Origin of the sequence: Streptomyces sp. CC228A, assembly GCF_021390935.1 — a bacterium.
Lineage (GTDB): Bacteria > Actinomycetota > Actinomycetes > Streptomycetales > Streptomycetaceae > Streptomyces.
This window is the reverse complement of record NZ_JAJPUI010000008.1, coordinates 181,358-195,437: the sequence shown is the minus strand read 5'-3', so window position 1 is coordinate 195,437 and position 14,080 is coordinate 181,358. Positions and strand designations below refer to the sequence as shown.

Sequence of the window (14,080 nt, the reverse complement as noted above, 5' to 3'; positions counted from 1 at the left end):
CAACCGGGGCCGGATTGCCCCGGCGAGGGTGATTCCCGGCTACTCGGGCAGGTGGTCGCGCAGTTGCGCGGGTTCGAGTCCGGCGGCGTCGGCGGCGGCGAGGACGCGTTCCAGGTCGGCGGCCAGGTTCTCGGTGAAGTGCAGCAGCACGATGTCGCCGGCCTTCAGTTCGGGCACGGGCGGGGGTGCGCCGCCTCCCCAGGTCGTCAGGTCGTGGGTCCAGGTGACGACGGCCTTCGCCCCGCACGCCTGTGCGGCGCTGCGGGTCTCCTCGTCGTACTTTCCGTAGGGCGGGCGAAGCAGCCGGGGACCGTCACCGAACTGCGCCAGGTGGCTGTCACGGGCCCCGCAGATCTCCGCACGCTGGGCGGCGCCGTCCAGGGCGGTGAGGTCGGGGTGGGTGACGGTGTGGTTCTCGATCCGCGAGGGGCCGTGCGCGAGGAGGGAGCGGAAGTACGCGGAGTCGTAGGAGTACGCGCCGGGGAGCACGAACAGCGAGGCGGGCACGCGGCGGTCCAGCAGCAGTCGGGCAGCGGCCGGGTCGTGGTGCCACCCGTCGTCGATGGTGAGGAACACGACGGGCTGGTCGGTGTCGATGCGGGAGACGACGGGCACCGGCTGCGGCCAGGGGGCGAAGCCGGTCAGGAGGGTCCACGGGACGAGGACGGCGAGGACGGCGCGGAGGGCGCCGCGCATGCGGGGTCTCGGCATACGCCGAATGATTGGTTTAGACCAGATGGAATGTCAAGATCCCTGTCCCGGGCAGGACTTGACCCGCAAGGGCACGTCGCACGCTGCGGACGCGGGAGGAAGGACAGGACGTTCTCCCCCTCCGTCGAGGAGATCCTGCGGCCTCGACGGGGGCGGACGGACGGCCCGCCCGCGGGGCGGCGCCGAGCAGCCGGTGCCGCGGGGATCGGGGTGTTCTGCCGGCGTCGCGCGGCCGTCAGGGCTTGACGCTGCTGACGACGTCGGCGGTGGCGGACACCCCGTCGTAGATGGTGGGGGCCAGGCTGGTCCCGGCGAGGAAGAAGCCGAGCAGGGCGCAGACCAGCGCGTGCGACACCTTCAGGCCGCCGCTGCGCAGGAAGACCACCGCCAGGATCAGCAGCAGCAGCACGACGGAGATGGATACGGCCATGGGTCACCCTCCTCGGCCAGCCGCCCGCACCCGCCGTGGGGCGGGTGGGGCGGGTGTGTACGGCGTTCGGCGGCCAGTCTGGCGGAGCGGCGGCGCCGTCCGGGCGTACGGCATGTCGGCCGAACGGGTACGGATGGGTGTGCGCCCGTTACCCGGCGGCAGCCGGCAAGATCACTTCCGCCAGTCCTCGGTGCGGTCGCACCAGCGGTGCAGCAGGACGGAGTCGTGGCCGACCGCGAGGAGGCCGGCTCCGGTCTCCCGCCGGTAGTCCTCCACCACGCCGACGAGCGCGGCGGTGGTGGAGGCGTCGAGCATCGCCGTCATCTCGTCGCAGACCAGCCAGCGGGGCCGCAGCACCAGCGCGCGGGCGAGGCAGGCCCGTTGCAGCTGGCCATCGCTGACCTCGTGCGGGCGGCGGGCCAGCAGGTCGGGTGTGAGGCCGACGCGGCGGGCGAGGGCGGGCACCCGGTCGGGGACGTCCGTGCGCCGCCCGGTGGCCCGCAGCGGCTCGGCCACCAGGTCGAACAGCGGCAGCCGGGGGTCGGCGGAGAGCCGGGGCTGCTGGAAGACGACGCCGATCGCGGTGCGCAGCCGGCGGGGGGCGCGGTGGCGCCAGCCCCGTACCCGCTCGCCGTCGACCGTGACGGTGCCCGTGTCGGGCCGGTGCAGCAGGGCGGCCACGCGGGCGAGGGTGGACTTGCCGCAGCCGCTGGGGCCGAGGAGTCCGACAGCCTCGCCGGGCGCGACGGTCAGGGAGACGTTCCGCAGGACGGGGGCCCGGCGGTCGTATCCGGCGGTGATGTCACGGAGTTCGAGCACGCTACGCCTCCTGCGGGTGGTGGCAGGCCGCGCCGTCCGTGAAGCGGGGCACCGTGCGGAGGCACTCGTCGGTGGCGTGGGCGCAGCGGGGAGCGAAGGCGCAGCCGTCCGGGAGGGCGCCGAGCTCCGGCGGCATCCCGGGGATGGGGGTGAAGTCCCGTTCGGGGAGCGCGGCGAGCAGTCCGCGCGCGTACGGGTGGCGGGGGCCGGGGGCGCCGAAGAACCGGTCCGCGGCGGCGACTTCGACGATCCGGCCGGCGTACATGACGGCGACGCGGTCCGCGATGCGCCGGGCGGCCGCGAGGTCGTGGGTGATGAGCAGCAGGGCGCGGCCCGCGTCGGCGTGGCGCCGCAGTTCGTCGGCGGTGCGGTCCACCAGGTCCCGGTCGAGCCCGGTGGTGGGCTCGTCGGCGAGGAGGAGGGGCGCGTCACCGACGAGGGCGAGGGCGGTGGCGGCGCGCTGGGCGAGGCCGCCGGACAGCTCGTGCGGGTAGCGGTCGAGGTGGTCGGCCGGGAAGGCGGCCCGCTCCGCCGCGGCGGCGACGGCTGCGGGGAGCACGGCGCGCGGGGTGCCGGTCAGTTCGCGCAGGGACTCGGCGAGGTGGGCGCGGACGGTGCGGACCGGGGTGAGGTGGGCGGCCGGGGACTGCGGGACCAGGCCGACACGGCGCCCGCGCACGGTGCGGGCGAGGGTGCGCTCGTCGGCGGCGATCAGGTCGACGCTGCCGGCCGCGGGTGTCGCGGCAGCCGCGGGTCCGCCCCGGCCGTCGGCCCCGGAGGCGGCGGAGGCGGCGGAGGCGGCGGAGGCGGCAGCGGAGGCGGCGGAGGCGGCGGAGGGGGCGGAAGTGGACACCGCGGCGGATTCAGCCGCAGCGGCGGATACGGCGGTGCCGGCTTCCCCAGCGGCGGAGCCCGCGGCCTCGCCTCCGGCGACGGCAGCCGGGCCTTCGGCCTCCCCGTGCCGGCGACGCCGGCGGAGGCCGCGCCGTCCACGCTGCCGCCGGCGGCGGTCCTCGGGGACTTGCCGCCTACGGGGACCGATCCCGCAAGCGCACGGCTGTCGGCGACGGCTGCGGAACCCGCGCGTGTGCGGCTGCGGGGCACGGCGGCGGAGCCGGGCACCTCCCCGCCCGCGACCACGGCGGAGCCTTCGACCTCGGCGTTGGCGGGCAGCAGGCCGAGGAGGGCGGAGGCGAGCACCGATTTGCCGCAGCCGCTCTCGCCGACGAGGGCGAGGCACTCCCCCGCCGCCACGTCCAGGTGCACGTCGGTGACGGCGGCGACGGGCGGGCGGCCCCGCATCAGGAACCGCACGGTCAGTCCCCGTACGGACAGGATGGTCGTCACAGCGTCAGCTCCGAGCGGCGGCGCGGGTTGAGCCGGTCCCGCCAGGCTGCGGCGAGCGCCGCCACGGCCAGGGTCGGCACGATCAGGAACAGGCCGGGGAAGAGGGTCGGCCACCAGTCCCCGGCGAGGAGGGAGCCGCGGCCGGACTGCACCAGGGTGCCGAGGCTGGCCTGGTGGGTGGGCATGCCCAGGCCGAGGAACGACAGCGCCGACTCGTGCCACATGGCGTGCGGGATCATCAGCACCGCCGCGATGCCCGCCTGCGGGGCGACGCCCGGCAGCAGGTGCCGGACCGTCACGCGCAGCCGGGAGGCGCCGCCCGAGATGGCGGCGTCGATGTAGGGGCGGGCGCGCAGGGACAGCACCTCGGACCGGACGATCCGGGCCGTGGACAGCCAGTGCGTCACGGCGACGGACGCGATGACGGGTCCCACTCCGGGGCGGAACAGGGCGACGACGACGATGCCGAGCAGCAGGTGCGGTACGGACGACACGGTGTCGACGAGGCGCATGAGGAGCCGGTCGGCCCAGCCGCCGAGGGCCCCCGCGGCCGCGCCGACCGCCGTGCCGACGACGGTGGCCGCGACGGCGGCGGCGACGCCGACGAGCAGGGAGACGCGCAGTCCGTACACACAGCGCAGCAGCAGGTCGCGGCCCAGGTCGTCGGTGCCGAAGGGGTGCTGCCAGGACGGCGGGAGCAGCTTCGCGGAGAGGTCGACGGCCTGCTGGTCGAGCTGGACCAGCGGCGGTACGGCGAGGACCGCGAGAAGGGTGACGGCGACGACCGCCGCGGGGAGGGCCACGCGCGGGCGCCTCGCCGCCGCGGCCCGGGGGCGGCGCGGGGCGGTGGCGGCACGCGGGGGCCGTGTGGAGCGCTCAGCCATCGAAGCCCGCCCTCGGGTCGGCGAGTCCGTACAGGACGTCGGACAGGAGGTTGCCGAGCAGGACGGCGGCGGTGGCCAGCACGGTGAGCGCGGCGAGCAGGGAGAAGTCGGCGGCGAGCGCGGCCTGCACGGTGGCGGCGGCGATGCCGGGCCAGGAGAAGACGGTCTCGACGAGCAGGGCGCCGGTGATCAGTTCGGGCACGCGGGAGCCGATGAGGGTGAGGACGGGCAGCATTCCGGAGCGCAGGGCGTGGTGCAGCAGGACGGTCCGGGCGCGCAGGCCGCGGGCGCGGGCGCCGCGCACATGGTCCTCGTCGAGCGCGTCGGCCACGCCCTGCCGCGCGTACAGCAGGAACCACGGCAGCTGCGAGGCGGCGAGGACGCCGGCGGGCAGCACGAGGTGGCGGGCCACCTGTCCTGCGGTGACCGTGTCGCTGGCGGTGTCGGTGAGGCCGCCGGCCGGCAGGACGCCCAGCTGGAGTGCGAACAGCCAGATGGCGAGGAGCCCGAGCCAGAACGCGGGCGCGGCCTCCAGGGCGTACGCGGCGGAGGTGGCGCAGCGGTCGAACCAGCCGTCCCTGCGGTGGGCGGCGAGCACGCCGAGGGCGGTGCCGAGCAGCAGGGCGGCGGCGAACGCGGTGGCGGCGAGCAGCGCGGACCAGCCGAGGCGCTCGGCGATGACGTCGGTGACGGGCTGCCGCATGGAGGTCGAGTCGCCCAGGTCCCCGGTCGCGGCGGAGCCGAGCCACTCCCACCAGCGGGCCGTGAACGGCTGGTCGGCGCCGAGGTTGGCGCGCAGCTGGTCCAGGTTCTCCTGGGACGCGGTGAGCCCGGCGGTGCCGGAGTAGGCGGCGACCGGGTCGAAGGGGGAGGCGGCGGCCACGGCGAAGACGCCGAAGGTGACGGCCAGCAGGACAGGGACGGCGAACAGCGCCCGCCGCCCCGCGAGCCGGGCCATCCCCGCCCAGGGCAGGCGGCGGGCGGTCACTTCTTCGGCGCGCCCTTCGGCGTCCAGTCCTCGACGTTCCACCACGGTCCGGAGGCGAGGCCGTGGTCGTGCGGCTCGACCAGGGTGGACGGCCCGTCCCAGCGGTCGGCGAGGACGTACAGGTGGTCGATGTGGGTGAGGAAGGTGTAGCCGGGGTTCTTCACCAGCTCGCGCTGGATCGTGTCGTACGCGGCCTTGCGGGCGGCGCGGTCGTCGGTGCGGCGGCCGGCTTCCAGGGCCTTGTCGACGGTGGGGTTGTCGTACGAGGCCATGTTGTTGAAGCCGTCGCCCGCGAGGGACGACAGCAGCAGCGGGTACTGGTCGAAGTCCGGGTCTCCGGGGGCGCCGCCGCCGGCGAGGACCGCCTCGTGCTTCATACGGGGCTGGATGACCTCCCAGGTGCCGGCCTGGACGGTGATGTCGATGCCGGCCTTCTTGGCGTCGGAGGCGTAGGCGAGGGCGTGGTCCTGGCGGAGCTTGTCGCCGGAGGGGTACCAGAGCGGGAAGGCGGCGCGGACGCCGTCCTTGACGCGGATGCCGTCCTTGCCGGGCTTCCATCCCGCCTCGTCCAGGATGCGCCGTGCGGCGTCCGGGTCGTGGCGGCGCTCCGTGCCGCGGGTGAACCACTCGCTGTCGGTGGGCACCGGACCGTAGGCCGGCTTGCCGGTGCCGTCGAGGATCTTGTCCACCATGGCCTGGCGGTCGACGGCCACGTCGAGGGCGCGGCGGATCGCGGTATCGCCGGTGACGGCGTGGTGGGTGGGGAGGGTGACGGTCCGGTAGTCGTAGGTGCGGGCGGCGTACGTCTTCATGCCCTTGTCGGCGGCGAAGGTGCGGGCCAGCGCGGGCGGCAGGATCGCGCCGTCGAGGTCGCCGGCGCGCAGCCGGGTGGCGCGGACGTCGTCGTCCTTGACGACGGCCATGGTGAGCCGCTTCACCTTGGGCTCGCCGCCCCAGTGGCGGGGGTTGGCCTTGAAGGTGAGCTTCTCGCCCTTGGACCAGCCGACGAGGACGTACGGGCCGGTGCCGACGGGCTTGGTGGTGAAGGAACCCGAGTTGACGTCCTGCGCGCCCGCGATGCCCGCGGGGGCGATGGCGTGGACGGTGCGCTCGGCGAAGGGCGCGTAGGGGTACTTCAGGGTGAAGACGACGGTGTGGTCGCCCTCGGCCCGTACGTCCTTCAGCGCGTCGAGTTCGGTGCGTGCGGGGTTGTTGGTCTTCGGGTCGAGGATGGTGCGGTAGGTGAAGACGACGTCCTTCGCGGTGAAGGGCGTGCCGTCGCTGAAGGTGACACCGCGGCGCAGGGTGTAGGTGTAGGTGAGGCCGTCGGCGCTGACCTCGGGCAGGGCGGTGGCGAGGGCGGGGGTGAGCCGGCCGTCCGCGCCGTGGGCGAGGAGGCCGTCGAAGATCTTCGAGTTGCCCTCGCGGCCGTAGCCGAGGAGGGGACTGAGGCTTTCGGGCTCGTACGCGATGCCGACGGTCACCGCGTCCGCGGCCCCGCCCGCGCCGGCGCCCCCGGAGGAGCCGCCCGGCTTCGAGCAGGCCGCCGCGGTGCCGGCCAGGACGGTGGCCAGCGCCGCGGCGGCCAGGCCGCGTATGGACCGGGCGGATCGGGCGTTCATGGTGCCGCACCCCTCATGAAGATCAACTGCTGTTGCGAATTCTGCGCAATTAAACCTCACGTACAGGGGCGCGCGACAGGCCGCCCCTGGCGGCACGCGCGGCCGCGGCCCGCACCCGGCGAGGCCCTGCGGGGAGGCGCCCGGCGCAGGCCCTCCAGGGACCGCGCCCGGCCGGGGCCCGCCGCCGGACGCGTCCGGCGGAGCCGCGCAGGCAGGGGCGGAGGGCCGCGTCCCGTCGGACCGGGTTCGGAAAGGTCTTCGCAAGGCTGTCGGCCCCCGTCGCCCCGCCGGGAGACTCGCCGGTGCGGTCGACGACCGCACCGGCGCTTCGCCCCCGACGCGGCGCGAGGCGGCATCCGCCCTGGACGCGGTGTTCGCGGCCTCGGACCTGATAGTGCAAGGCCTCCTGGCCGCCCTGGAGCGCGCCGGGCGGCGGGCACCGGACGACGTGGCGGTCGGCGGCTTCGACGACTTCGCCCGCCGCTGTCGCGTCGCGTCCCGCGCTGGTGAAGGCCCGGCAGCCGCGGGACCGGATCAGCACGGAGAGGGTCCGCATGCTGCCGGCCCGTACCGCCGGTGGGGACCCGGCGGCGGTGATCCTGCCGACGGAGCCGGTGCGCCGCGCGGCGGCCTGGCTCCGGCACCCCCGGAGGCCGGGTGCCGGCGGCGGTCGCCGGCCGGCCGTGCCGGGGGTGCGCAGCGGCGGCGAAGGCTCCGCCGCGCGGCACCGTGCGGGCGGCGGGACGGGTGGCGCGGGCGGCGGCATCCGCGCACCCGCGGCGGACTGCGCCGCCCCGCCGCCCCCGCACCAGGAGCGGCCGCCGTACGCCGGGATGTCTCCCGGCGCATGCGGTGCCGGACCGGATCCGGGCGACCGCGGGGAGCGGGCGGCGGGCGGCGGGGGCGAGCGGCGGCGGGCGGCGGGCGGCGGGGGCGAGCGGCGGCGGGCCTCAGTCCGGGAGGACGGCGAGGCGCCCGGTGGTGGTGCCGTCGGCGACCCGCTGGACGGCGTCGGCCGCGTCCGCCAGCGGCACCCGCTCGCTGACGAGGGGCCTGACCAGGCCCTTCGCGGCGTACGCGGTGAGTGTCTCGTGGCACTGGGCGACGGCCGCCGGGTCGTACCGGTTGTACAGGCCCCAGTGGAGGCCGAGGATCGCGTAGTTCTTCACGAGGGCGTGGTTGAGCGCGGGGGCCGGGATGTCGCCGCTGGCGAAGCCGACGACGACGATCCGGCCCTCGAAGGCCACGCACCTGGCGGACGCGGTGTACGCGGCTCCGCCCACGGGGTCGTACACGACGTCGGCGCCGCGGCCGCCCGTGGCGTCCTTGACGGCGGCCACGACGTCCTCGGCGTGCCGGTCCACTACGACGTCGCACCCGAGCTCGCGGGCCGCGGCGGCCTTGCCGGCGCCGCCGACCACACCGATGACCTTCGCCCCGGCCGCCTTGCCGAGCTGGACGGCTGCGCTGCCCACGCCGCCTGCGGCGGCGTGCACGAGCAGCGTCTCGCCCGGCAGGAGCGCGGCGCGCCGGTGCAGGCCGAACCAGCCGGTCTGGTAGCCGATGTGCAGGGCGGCCGCCTCGGCGTCGTCGAGGGCGTCGGGTGCGGGCAGCACGGCGGCCGCGTCGGCGACGGCGTACTCGGCGAGCGCGCCGTGCGGCAGGGCCGGGGTGGCGATCACCCGCCGCCCGTCCTCCGTCTCGCCGCACAGCTCCACGCCCGGGGTGAACGGCAGCGGGGGGCGCACCTGGTAGTGGCCCCGGCACAGCAGCGCGTCCGGGAAGTTCACGTTGGCGGCCCGCACCTTCAGGAGGAGCTGCCCGGGGCCCGGAGTCGGCCGCTCCGTCTCCTCCAGGCTCATCACCTCGCCCGGCTCGCCGTTCCGGTGCACCCGCCATGCCCGCATGTCCGCCTCCGTGGTCGTCGTCCGCGCGGTTCCCGCACGAGGGCATACTAAGCAGTCGCTTGCCGGGAGGGGAACGGCTCCGCCCGGCTCATCGACCGCCCTGGGCGCGGCAGACCGGGCCGGGGCCGCGACCGGTCGGGCGCGGCGACCGGTCGGGCGCGGCCGGGTGGGCGGGCGCGGCAATCCGGGCGGGCGCGGCCGGGCGGGCGCGGCAGACCGGGCGGGCGCGGCCGGGCGGGCGCGGCAGACCGGGCCGGCTAAGCGCCGCCCGTGCGTCCCCGGGTGCGCTCAGCGGGTGAAGACCTCGAAGGTGACGGCGGGCACGCCCCGAACCGCTCGGCCGCCGCCTCGGCGTGCCCGGCGAGGAAGTCCCGGCAGTACGCCTCCGGGTCCCGGTCGGTGAGGGTCTCCACGTATGTGCGGTGCTCCAGCAGCGACCGCACCGCGCGCTCCAGGCCCGGGCGGGCGTCGACCGCGTGCGTGGGGCGGGGCGAGCCCGCCACGGCCACCCACCGCACCCCGTCCCACGGTTCGAGTCCCCGCTCGGCCAGCTCGGGGAAGATCCACCGGTTGCCCGCGTCGGCCGCGGCGTCGAGGGCGGCCCGGCCGACGGCCACGTGGTCGGGGGTGTTCCAGACCGCGCCGTCCCAGGTGTCCCGGTGGTTGACGGTGAGGAGCAGCTCGGGACGGTGGCGGCGGATCGCGGCGGCGATGTCCCGCCGCAGCGGGACGCCGTACTCGATGACGCCGTCCCTGTGGTCGAGGAACTCCACGTCGGTCACGCCGACGACCGCGGCGCTCGCCCGCTGCTCCCGCTCGCGCAGCGGGGCGCAGACGTCGGGAGCGAGCCCGTCGATCCCGGCCTCCCCGCGGGTGGCCAGGACGTAGGCCACCTCGCGTCCGGCGTCGGTCCAGGCGGCGACGGCGGCCGTGCAGCCGTACTCCAGGTCGTCGGGGTGAGCGACGACGGCGAGGGCCCGCCGCCAGTCGCCGGGCAGGGATTCCAGCGGCCGGGGTCCCGGCTGACGGTGCGTCGGTGCGGTGTCGCGGTCGTCCATGCGCGCAGGATACGGGCGCGGGGCGGGCGGTCCCGGCACCCGGCGGCTCGACCGACGATCCGTTCCCCGGGGCGGCCCCGCGGCCGCTTCCATGACCCGGCAGGTAATGGCACCGGTCGGCCGGTGCCGGTGAGAATGCGGGTGACACCGCGTCAAAGCCCTGACGCGGGGCCCGAACAGGAGTGATGCACCATGTCCACAGCCGTGCCCGCTTCCACCCGCGCCGTCGTGGAGGAGCTGCTGCGCCGCATCGGGGAGGGCGATCCCGAGCGCATCGCCGAGCTGTACGCCGAGCAGGGCGACTGGAAGCTGGCCTGGCCGGAGACCGAGCACGGCCGCGCCGCGACCCCGTGGATACGCCACCGGTCCACCCGCGCGGACGCCGCCGCGCACTTCCGCGAGCTCGCCGAGCACCATGTGCCCGGGCAGGCGGCGACCGCGGTCGAACGCCTCCTCGTCGACGGCCGGGACGCGGTCGTCCTCGGCGAGATCCGCCAGACGGCCCGCTGCACGGGGCGCGCCTACCGCGCCCGGTTCGCCCTGCACCTCACCGTGGAGGACGGCCTGGTCACCCGGCACCACGTGTACGAGGACAGCCTCGCGGTCGCCCAGGCGTTCGCCCCGGAGGAGGCCGGGTAGCGCCCGCTGCCCGCGCGGCCCGGCGGCGCGGGCCCCGGCCGGCAGCCGGCGCGGCCGCGCGCCAGGCGGTCGGAGAGCCGCCCGGGCCCGGGAGCGCCGGGGACGGGCCCCTCTGGTCGGCTCTGGTCGGCTGGGGCGCCACGAGCACCCGAAGGGCCGGCGGGCGCGTACGGTGAGGGCCCGTCACGTCCGACGATCAAGGAGGGTGCCGCCATGGCCCGCTTCGACCTGCCGCTCGACGAGCTGCGGACGTACCGCAGTTCCTCCGAGGAGCCCGGCGACTTCGACGCCTTCTGGGGGAAGACCCTGGAGGAGACCCGCTCGCACCCGCTGGACGCGCGCTTCGAGCGGGTCGAGGACTGCGGGCTGGCCACGCTGGAGGTGTACGACGTCACGTTCGCCGGCTTCGGCGGCCACCCGGTCAAGGGCTGGTTCGTCATACCCGCAGGCGCGTCCGCTCCCCTGCCACTGCTCGTGGAGTTCGTCGGGTACGGCGGCGGGCGCGGCCTGCCGCACACGCACCTGCTGTGGGCGTCGGCCGGGTACGCCCACTTCGTCATGGACACCCGCGGCCAGGGCGGCACCTGGGCGGCCGGCGACACGGCCGACCCCGTGGGCAGCGCTTCCGCGGTGCCGGGATTCATGACGCGGGGGGTCGAGGACCCCGGGACGTACTACTACCGGCGGGTGTTCGCCGACGCGGTGCGGGCCGTGGAGGCCGCCCGGTCGCATCCGCTGGCCGACGCCGCGCGCACCGCCGTCCACGGGGCGAGCCAGGGCGGCGGCATCACACTGGCCGTGGCGGGGCTCGTGCCGGACCTGGCGGCGGTGGCGCCGGACGTGCCGTTCCTGTGCGACTTCCCGAGGGCGACGACGGTCACGGACCGGATGCCCTACCGCGAGATCGGGCACTACCTGAAGACGCACCGCGGCAAGGTCGACCGGGTGGCGCGGACGCTGGCGTACTTCGACGGCGTCCACTTCGCGGCGCGGGCCACCGCTCCCGCGCTGTTCTCCGCCGCGCTGGAGGACATGACGTGCCCGCCGTCGACCGTCTTCGCCGCGTTCAACGCGTACGCGCACGCGGACAAGGAGGTGGAGGTGTACGCGTTCAACGACCACGAGGGCGGCGAGGCCCACCAGCAGGCGGTCCAGCTGCGCTGGTTCTCCGCCCGGCTGAGGGCCTGACGGACCCGGAGCCCCGCGCACGCGCGCCGGGCGTCCGGTCGCAGGCCCCCGCCGGCCCGGCAGTCCCCCGGCGTCCCGCGCACGCGGGCCGGGCTTCCGCAGCACCGTCGAGCAAGCGCTTGCCGCACCGGATCCGGAGGCAAGGGCGGGCCGGACAGGCGGGCCGGGCGACCCGGTCCCGGCCACCCGCAGCGGGGCGGGGCGGGTCCGTGCGGGTCCTTGCGGTGGATCGGCCCGCCGCCGCCCCCGTGCGCGGGCCCGGCCGCGCCGTGCGGTGCCCGGGGCGGGCGCGGCCCGGGCGGGCGCGGGGTCGCGTACCGGGTGCCTGCGCCGGAGGGAACCGGGTGCCTGCGCCGGAGGGATCAGTCGTGAGTGCGGTCGTTCCGGTACGGCGTAGCGGCGGACGCGCTGCCAGCCGGCCGCCTCGGCTCGCGGCAGGGGCTCACCGGTAGACGCTCCCGATCGCGCGCAGGTCGGGGTGCGCGGGCCGGGTGGCGGGGCGCAGGCGCTGGTGGAAGGAGCGCTTGACCCGGCGGGGCAGCCCGGGGCCGAGGCCGACGTACTCCAGGGGCGAGCCGTCGGGGACGGCGGCGAGGAGGGTCTTGGCGCCGCGTCCGGTCAGCCCGGTGTGCCGGAGCTCCAGGCTGCGCAGCGGGCTGCCGGGCAGGGCGGCGGCCAGGGCGGCGGCGCCCGCGTCGCCGGTGGTGTTGCCGGGTGCGCCGAGGCTGCGTTCGGAGCGGGGCCGGCCGAGGTCGAGGGTGTCGATGGCACCGAGGGCGTCGGCGAGTGCGGCCGCTCCCGCGGGTCCGATGCCGTTGCCGCCGAGGCCGAGGCGTACGGGCCGGTCGGGGTCGGCGGCCGCGGCGAGGGCGGCGGCGCCCGCGTCTCCGAGGTGGTTGGCGGACAGGTACAGCTCGCGCACTCCGGCGCGCAGCAGCGCGGCGAGGAGCGGCGCGGCGGCGGCGGTGAGGCCGTTGCCGCCGAGGAAGAGCCGCTCGACGGGCTCGGGGCGGTCCGTGAGGGCGTCGACAAGGGCGTGCAGGCCGTCGGTGGTGAGGCCGGTGTTCACGAGGTCCAGGGTGCGCAGCGCGGTGTTGCGGCGCAGCATCGCGGCGAGGATGCGCACGCCGGTGTCGCCGACGGGGTTGCGCTTGAGCCACAGCGCGCGGACGGTGCCGTCGGCGGCGAGGGGGCCGGCGAGCGCGGCGGCGCCGTCGGGGCCGATGCGGTTGCAGCCCAGGTACAGGGTGTGCAGGCCGTGGCGGCCGCCGGTGAGGCTCTGGGCCAGGGTGCGGGCGCCGTCGTCGCCGATGGCGTTGGTGCCGAGCAGGACGTGGACGGCGTGCGGGGAGGCCGCGGCGGCGGGCAGCAGCCGGGCCGCGCCGGCGGCGCCGAGTCCCTGCTTGCACAGGTCGACGCGGCCGTCGGCGCGCAGCGTGCCGACGGGGTGGGTTTCGTCGGCGGTGACGGGGCGGGGGTCCGCGAGCCGGTCGAGGAGGGGGGTGAGGGCGGCCGGGTCGGCGGGTGGGGCGTCGGGGTACCGGATCGCCGGGCAGCGTACGGGCGCGCCGAGGGGGTCGTGCACGGGGACGGGCTCCGTGGCCTGCGTCATCACCACTCCCCCGGTGTTGCGCGAACGGTGCGTCAGGTGTGAGGGCGGCAGGCCGACCGGATGCGAACCGACGTCCTCCAGTTTGCAGCTCGGGCGCGACGACCTCTGCGCCACGGCCTTGCCGCCCGTGATCATGGCGCGCAACGGCCCGGACTCGATCGCCAGTTCGCCTACCATCGGGAGGTGGCCGGCTCCGGTCCGGGCCGACGTGCCGTCAGTCCGCCGCGGGCGGCTGCTGCCGGATGGCGACGGCGTTGACGCGCAGGGTGAAGAAGGCGGTGTCGTCGGTGGTCAGGGCGCGGGTGCGCGCGCCGTCGAGGCCGACCGTCGCGTTGAGGCAGAGGGCGACGGCGTGGACGGCGTCGCCGGTCTCCTCGTCCTGGAGGGCGAACAGCACGTTGTAGTAGTAGCCGGTGCGTTCCTCGGTCTCCTCGTAGAAGGAGAGGTGGGTGCCGTCCTGGGTACCCAGGCCGACGAACGCGCCGGTGAGCGCGGACTCGACGCGTGCCCAGAAGCGGGGGTTGGTGAACGGCTCGGCCAGGGCCTGCCGCACGGCCTCCTTGAGGGACACCACCATGACACCGACGGGGGCGGTCTCCTGGAGCCCCCAGCCGCGCACGATCCGGGTGGTCCGGGCGTGCGGGACGGCGGCGGCGGCCCGGCTGATGCCGCCGAAGTCGAAGTCCACGGTCGCGGGTGCGATGGCGTGCTGGAACCGGGCCGCGATGTCACGGGCCCGCTGCTCGTGGGTCGGGTCCACTTCGAAGACCGTCGCGAAGGTGGTCTTCCCGTCCGCCTGGGCGGGGGTCCGTCCGGCGGTGGCCTGCTCGGCCATGTGGCTGCTCCTCGTGGCTGGAAGGGGGTCGCGCCGCGCC

At 76.4% G+C, this 14,080-nt stretch carries 12 protein-coding genes, 1 tRNA gene and 3 pseudogenes; 3 read left to right on the top strand and 13 right to left on the bottom strand.

The annotated features are described in order from the left end of the window. Nucleotides 1-39: 39 nt before the first annotated feature. From L6E17_RS22820 to L6E17_RS22785, 8 genes and pseudogenes are all read right to left on the bottom strand, one after another. Complete coding sequence (locus L6E17_RS22820; RefSeq protein WP_236242610.1) at nucleotides 40-711, bottom strand: polysaccharide deacetylase family protein; 672 nt, start codon at nucleotides 709-711, stop codon at nucleotides 40-42. Nucleotides 712-946: 235 nt separating this feature from the next. Continuing rightward, nucleotides 947-1,141: a hypothetical protein gene (locus L6E17_RS22815; RefSeq protein ID WP_071264944.1), complete on the bottom strand. Its 195-nt coding sequence runs from the start codon at nucleotides 1,139-1,141 to the stop codon at nucleotides 947-949. 171 nt (nucleotides 1,142-1,312) lie between these two features. Then, a complete protein-coding gene (locus L6E17_RS22810; RefSeq protein ID WP_236242609.1) occupies nucleotides 1,313-1,960 on the bottom strand; it encodes an ABC transporter ATP-binding protein in 648 nt (215 codons plus the stop codon). 1 nt (nucleotide 1,961) lies between these two features. Continuing rightward, nucleotides 1,962-3,002 carry an oligopeptide/dipeptide ABC transporter ATP-binding protein gene (locus L6E17_RS22805; protein WP_374109125.1) on the bottom strand — a complete coding sequence of 347 codons (1,041 nt, stop codon included), beginning with the start codon at nucleotides 3,000-3,002 and terminating at the stop codon, nucleotides 1,962-1,964. A gap of 149 nt (nucleotides 3,003-3,151) precedes the next feature. Next, a pseudogene (locus tag L6E17_RS31610) lies at nucleotides 3,152-3,262 on the bottom strand (ATP-binding cassette domain-containing protein); the annotation flags it as partial. A 41-nt stretch (nucleotides 3,263-3,303) separates the two neighbouring features. After that, complete coding sequence (locus L6E17_RS22795) at nucleotides 3,304-4,191, bottom strand: ABC transporter permease (protein WP_236242607.1); 888 nt, start codon at nucleotides 4,189-4,191, stop codon at nucleotides 3,304-3,306. Further along, entirely contained in the window at nucleotides 4,184-5,149 is a 966-nt protein-coding gene (locus L6E17_RS22790) for an ABC transporter permease (protein ID WP_236242739.1), read from the bottom strand. The genes L6E17_RS22795 and L6E17_RS22790 overlap by 8 nt, the downstream gene beginning before the upstream one ends. Before the next feature lie 26 nt (nucleotides 5,150-5,175). Then, the gene (locus L6E17_RS22785; RefSeq protein ID WP_236242606.1) at nucleotides 5,176-6,801 is read right to left on the bottom strand and encodes an ABC transporter substrate-binding protein; all 1,626 of its coding nucleotides are present in this window, start codon (nucleotides 6,799-6,801) and stop codon (nucleotides 5,176-5,178) included. Between the two features lie 289 nt (nucleotides 6,802-7,090). Between L6E17_RS22785 and L6E17_RS22780 the strand changes: the two are divergent. After that, nucleotides 7,091-7,846: pseudogene (locus L6E17_RS22780) on the top strand (substrate-binding domain-containing protein); the annotation flags it as partial. Here L6E17_RS22780 and L6E17_RS22775 read toward each other — a convergent pair. Together L6E17_RS22775 and L6E17_RS22770 are read right to left on the bottom strand one after the other, a co-directional pair. After that, nucleotides 7,752-8,708, bottom strand: a complete 957-nt coding sequence (locus L6E17_RS22775; RefSeq protein WP_236242605.1) for an NADPH:quinone oxidoreductase family protein — start codon at nucleotides 8,706-8,708, stop codon at nucleotides 7,752-7,754. The pseudogene L6E17_RS22780 and the gene L6E17_RS22775 overlap by 95 nt on opposite strands. A gap of 288 nt (nucleotides 8,709-8,996) precedes the next feature. Next, nucleotides 8,997-9,766: pseudogene (locus tag L6E17_RS22770) on the bottom strand (PIG-L deacetylase family protein). 192 nt (nucleotides 9,767-9,958) lie between these two features. Here L6E17_RS22770 and L6E17_RS22765 point away from each other — a divergent pair. Together L6E17_RS22765 and L6E17_RS22760 are read left to right on the top strand one after the other, a co-directional pair. Next, the gene (locus L6E17_RS22765) at nucleotides 9,959-10,405 is read left to right on the top strand and encodes a nuclear transport factor 2 family protein (RefSeq protein WP_236242604.1); all 447 of its coding nucleotides are present in this window, start codon (nucleotides 9,959-9,961) and stop codon (nucleotides 10,403-10,405) included. A gap of 213 nt (nucleotides 10,406-10,618) precedes the next feature. Then, the gene (locus L6E17_RS22760) at nucleotides 10,619-11,593 is read left to right on the top strand and encodes an acetylxylan esterase (protein WP_236242603.1); all 975 of its coding nucleotides are present in this window, start codon (nucleotides 10,619-10,621) and stop codon (nucleotides 11,591-11,593) included. Nucleotides 11,594-12,035: 442 nt separating this feature from the next. On the opposite strand, the gene L6E17_RS22755 is transcribed toward L6E17_RS22760, so the two are convergent. The 3 genes from L6E17_RS22755 to L6E17_RS22745 all read right to left on the bottom strand — a co-directional run bounded on the left by L6E17_RS22755 (nucleotide 12,036) and on the right by L6E17_RS22745 (nucleotide 14,040). Further along, on the bottom strand, nucleotides 12,036-13,205 hold the full coding sequence (locus L6E17_RS22755; RefSeq protein ID WP_236242602.1) for a gala protein: 1,170 nt from the start codon (nucleotides 13,203-13,205) through the stop codon (nucleotides 12,036-12,038). 50 nt (nucleotides 13,206-13,255) lie between these two features. Then, a tRNA-Cys gene (locus L6E17_RS22750) sits at nucleotides 13,256-13,325 on the bottom strand. A gap of 94 nt (nucleotides 13,326-13,419) precedes the next feature. Continuing rightward, nucleotides 13,420-14,040 carry a Type-2Aa cytolytic delta-endotoxin gene (locus L6E17_RS22745; RefSeq protein WP_236242601.1) on the bottom strand — a complete coding sequence of 207 codons (621 nt, stop codon included), beginning with the start codon at nucleotides 14,038-14,040 and terminating at the stop codon, nucleotides 13,420-13,422. Between the last annotated feature and the right edge of the window lie 40 nt (nucleotides 14,041-14,080).

What these genes read in the sequence shown, in the direction of transcription:
- L6E17_RS22755 (WP_236242602.1), bottom strand. Translation starts at nt 13,205, where the DNA reads ATGACGCAGGCCACGGAGCCCGTCCCCGTGCACGACCCCCTCGGCGCG.
- L6E17_RS22795 (WP_236242607.1), bottom strand. Translation starts at nt 4,191, where the DNA reads ATGGCTGAGCGCTCCACACGGCCCCCGCGTGCCGCCACCGCCCCGCGC.
- L6E17_RS22745 (WP_236242601.1), bottom strand. Translation starts at nt 14,040, where the DNA reads ATGGCCGAGCAGGCCACCGCCGGACGGACCCCCGCCCAGGCGGACGGG.
- L6E17_RS22765 (WP_236242604.1), top strand. Translation starts at nt 9,959, where the DNA reads ATGTCCACAGCCGTGCCCGCTTCCACCCGCGCCGTCGTGGAGGAGCTG.
- L6E17_RS22760 (WP_236242603.1), top strand. Translation starts at nt 10,619, where the DNA reads ATGGCCCGCTTCGACCTGCCGCTCGACGAGCTGCGGACGTACCGCAGT.
- L6E17_RS22820 (WP_236242610.1), bottom strand. Translation starts at nt 711, where the DNA reads ATGCCGAGACCCCGCATGCGCGGCGCCCTCCGCGCCGTCCTCGCCGTC.
- L6E17_RS22785 (WP_236242606.1), bottom strand. Translation starts at nt 6,801, where the DNA reads ATGAACGCCCGATCCGCCCGGTCCATACGCGGCCTGGCCGCCGCGGCG.
- L6E17_RS22815 (WP_071264944.1), bottom strand. Translation starts at nt 1,141, where the DNA reads ATGGCCGTATCCATCTCCGTCGTGCTGCTGCTGCTGATCCTGGCGGTG.
- L6E17_RS22775 (WP_236242605.1), bottom strand. Translation starts at nt 8,708, where the DNA reads ATGCGGGCATGGCGGGTGCACCGGAACGGCGAGCCGGGCGAGGTGATG.
- L6E17_RS22790 (WP_236242739.1), bottom strand. Translation starts at nt 5,149, where the DNA reads ATGGCCCGGCTCGCGGGGCGGCGGGCGCTGTTCGCCGTCCCTGTCCTG.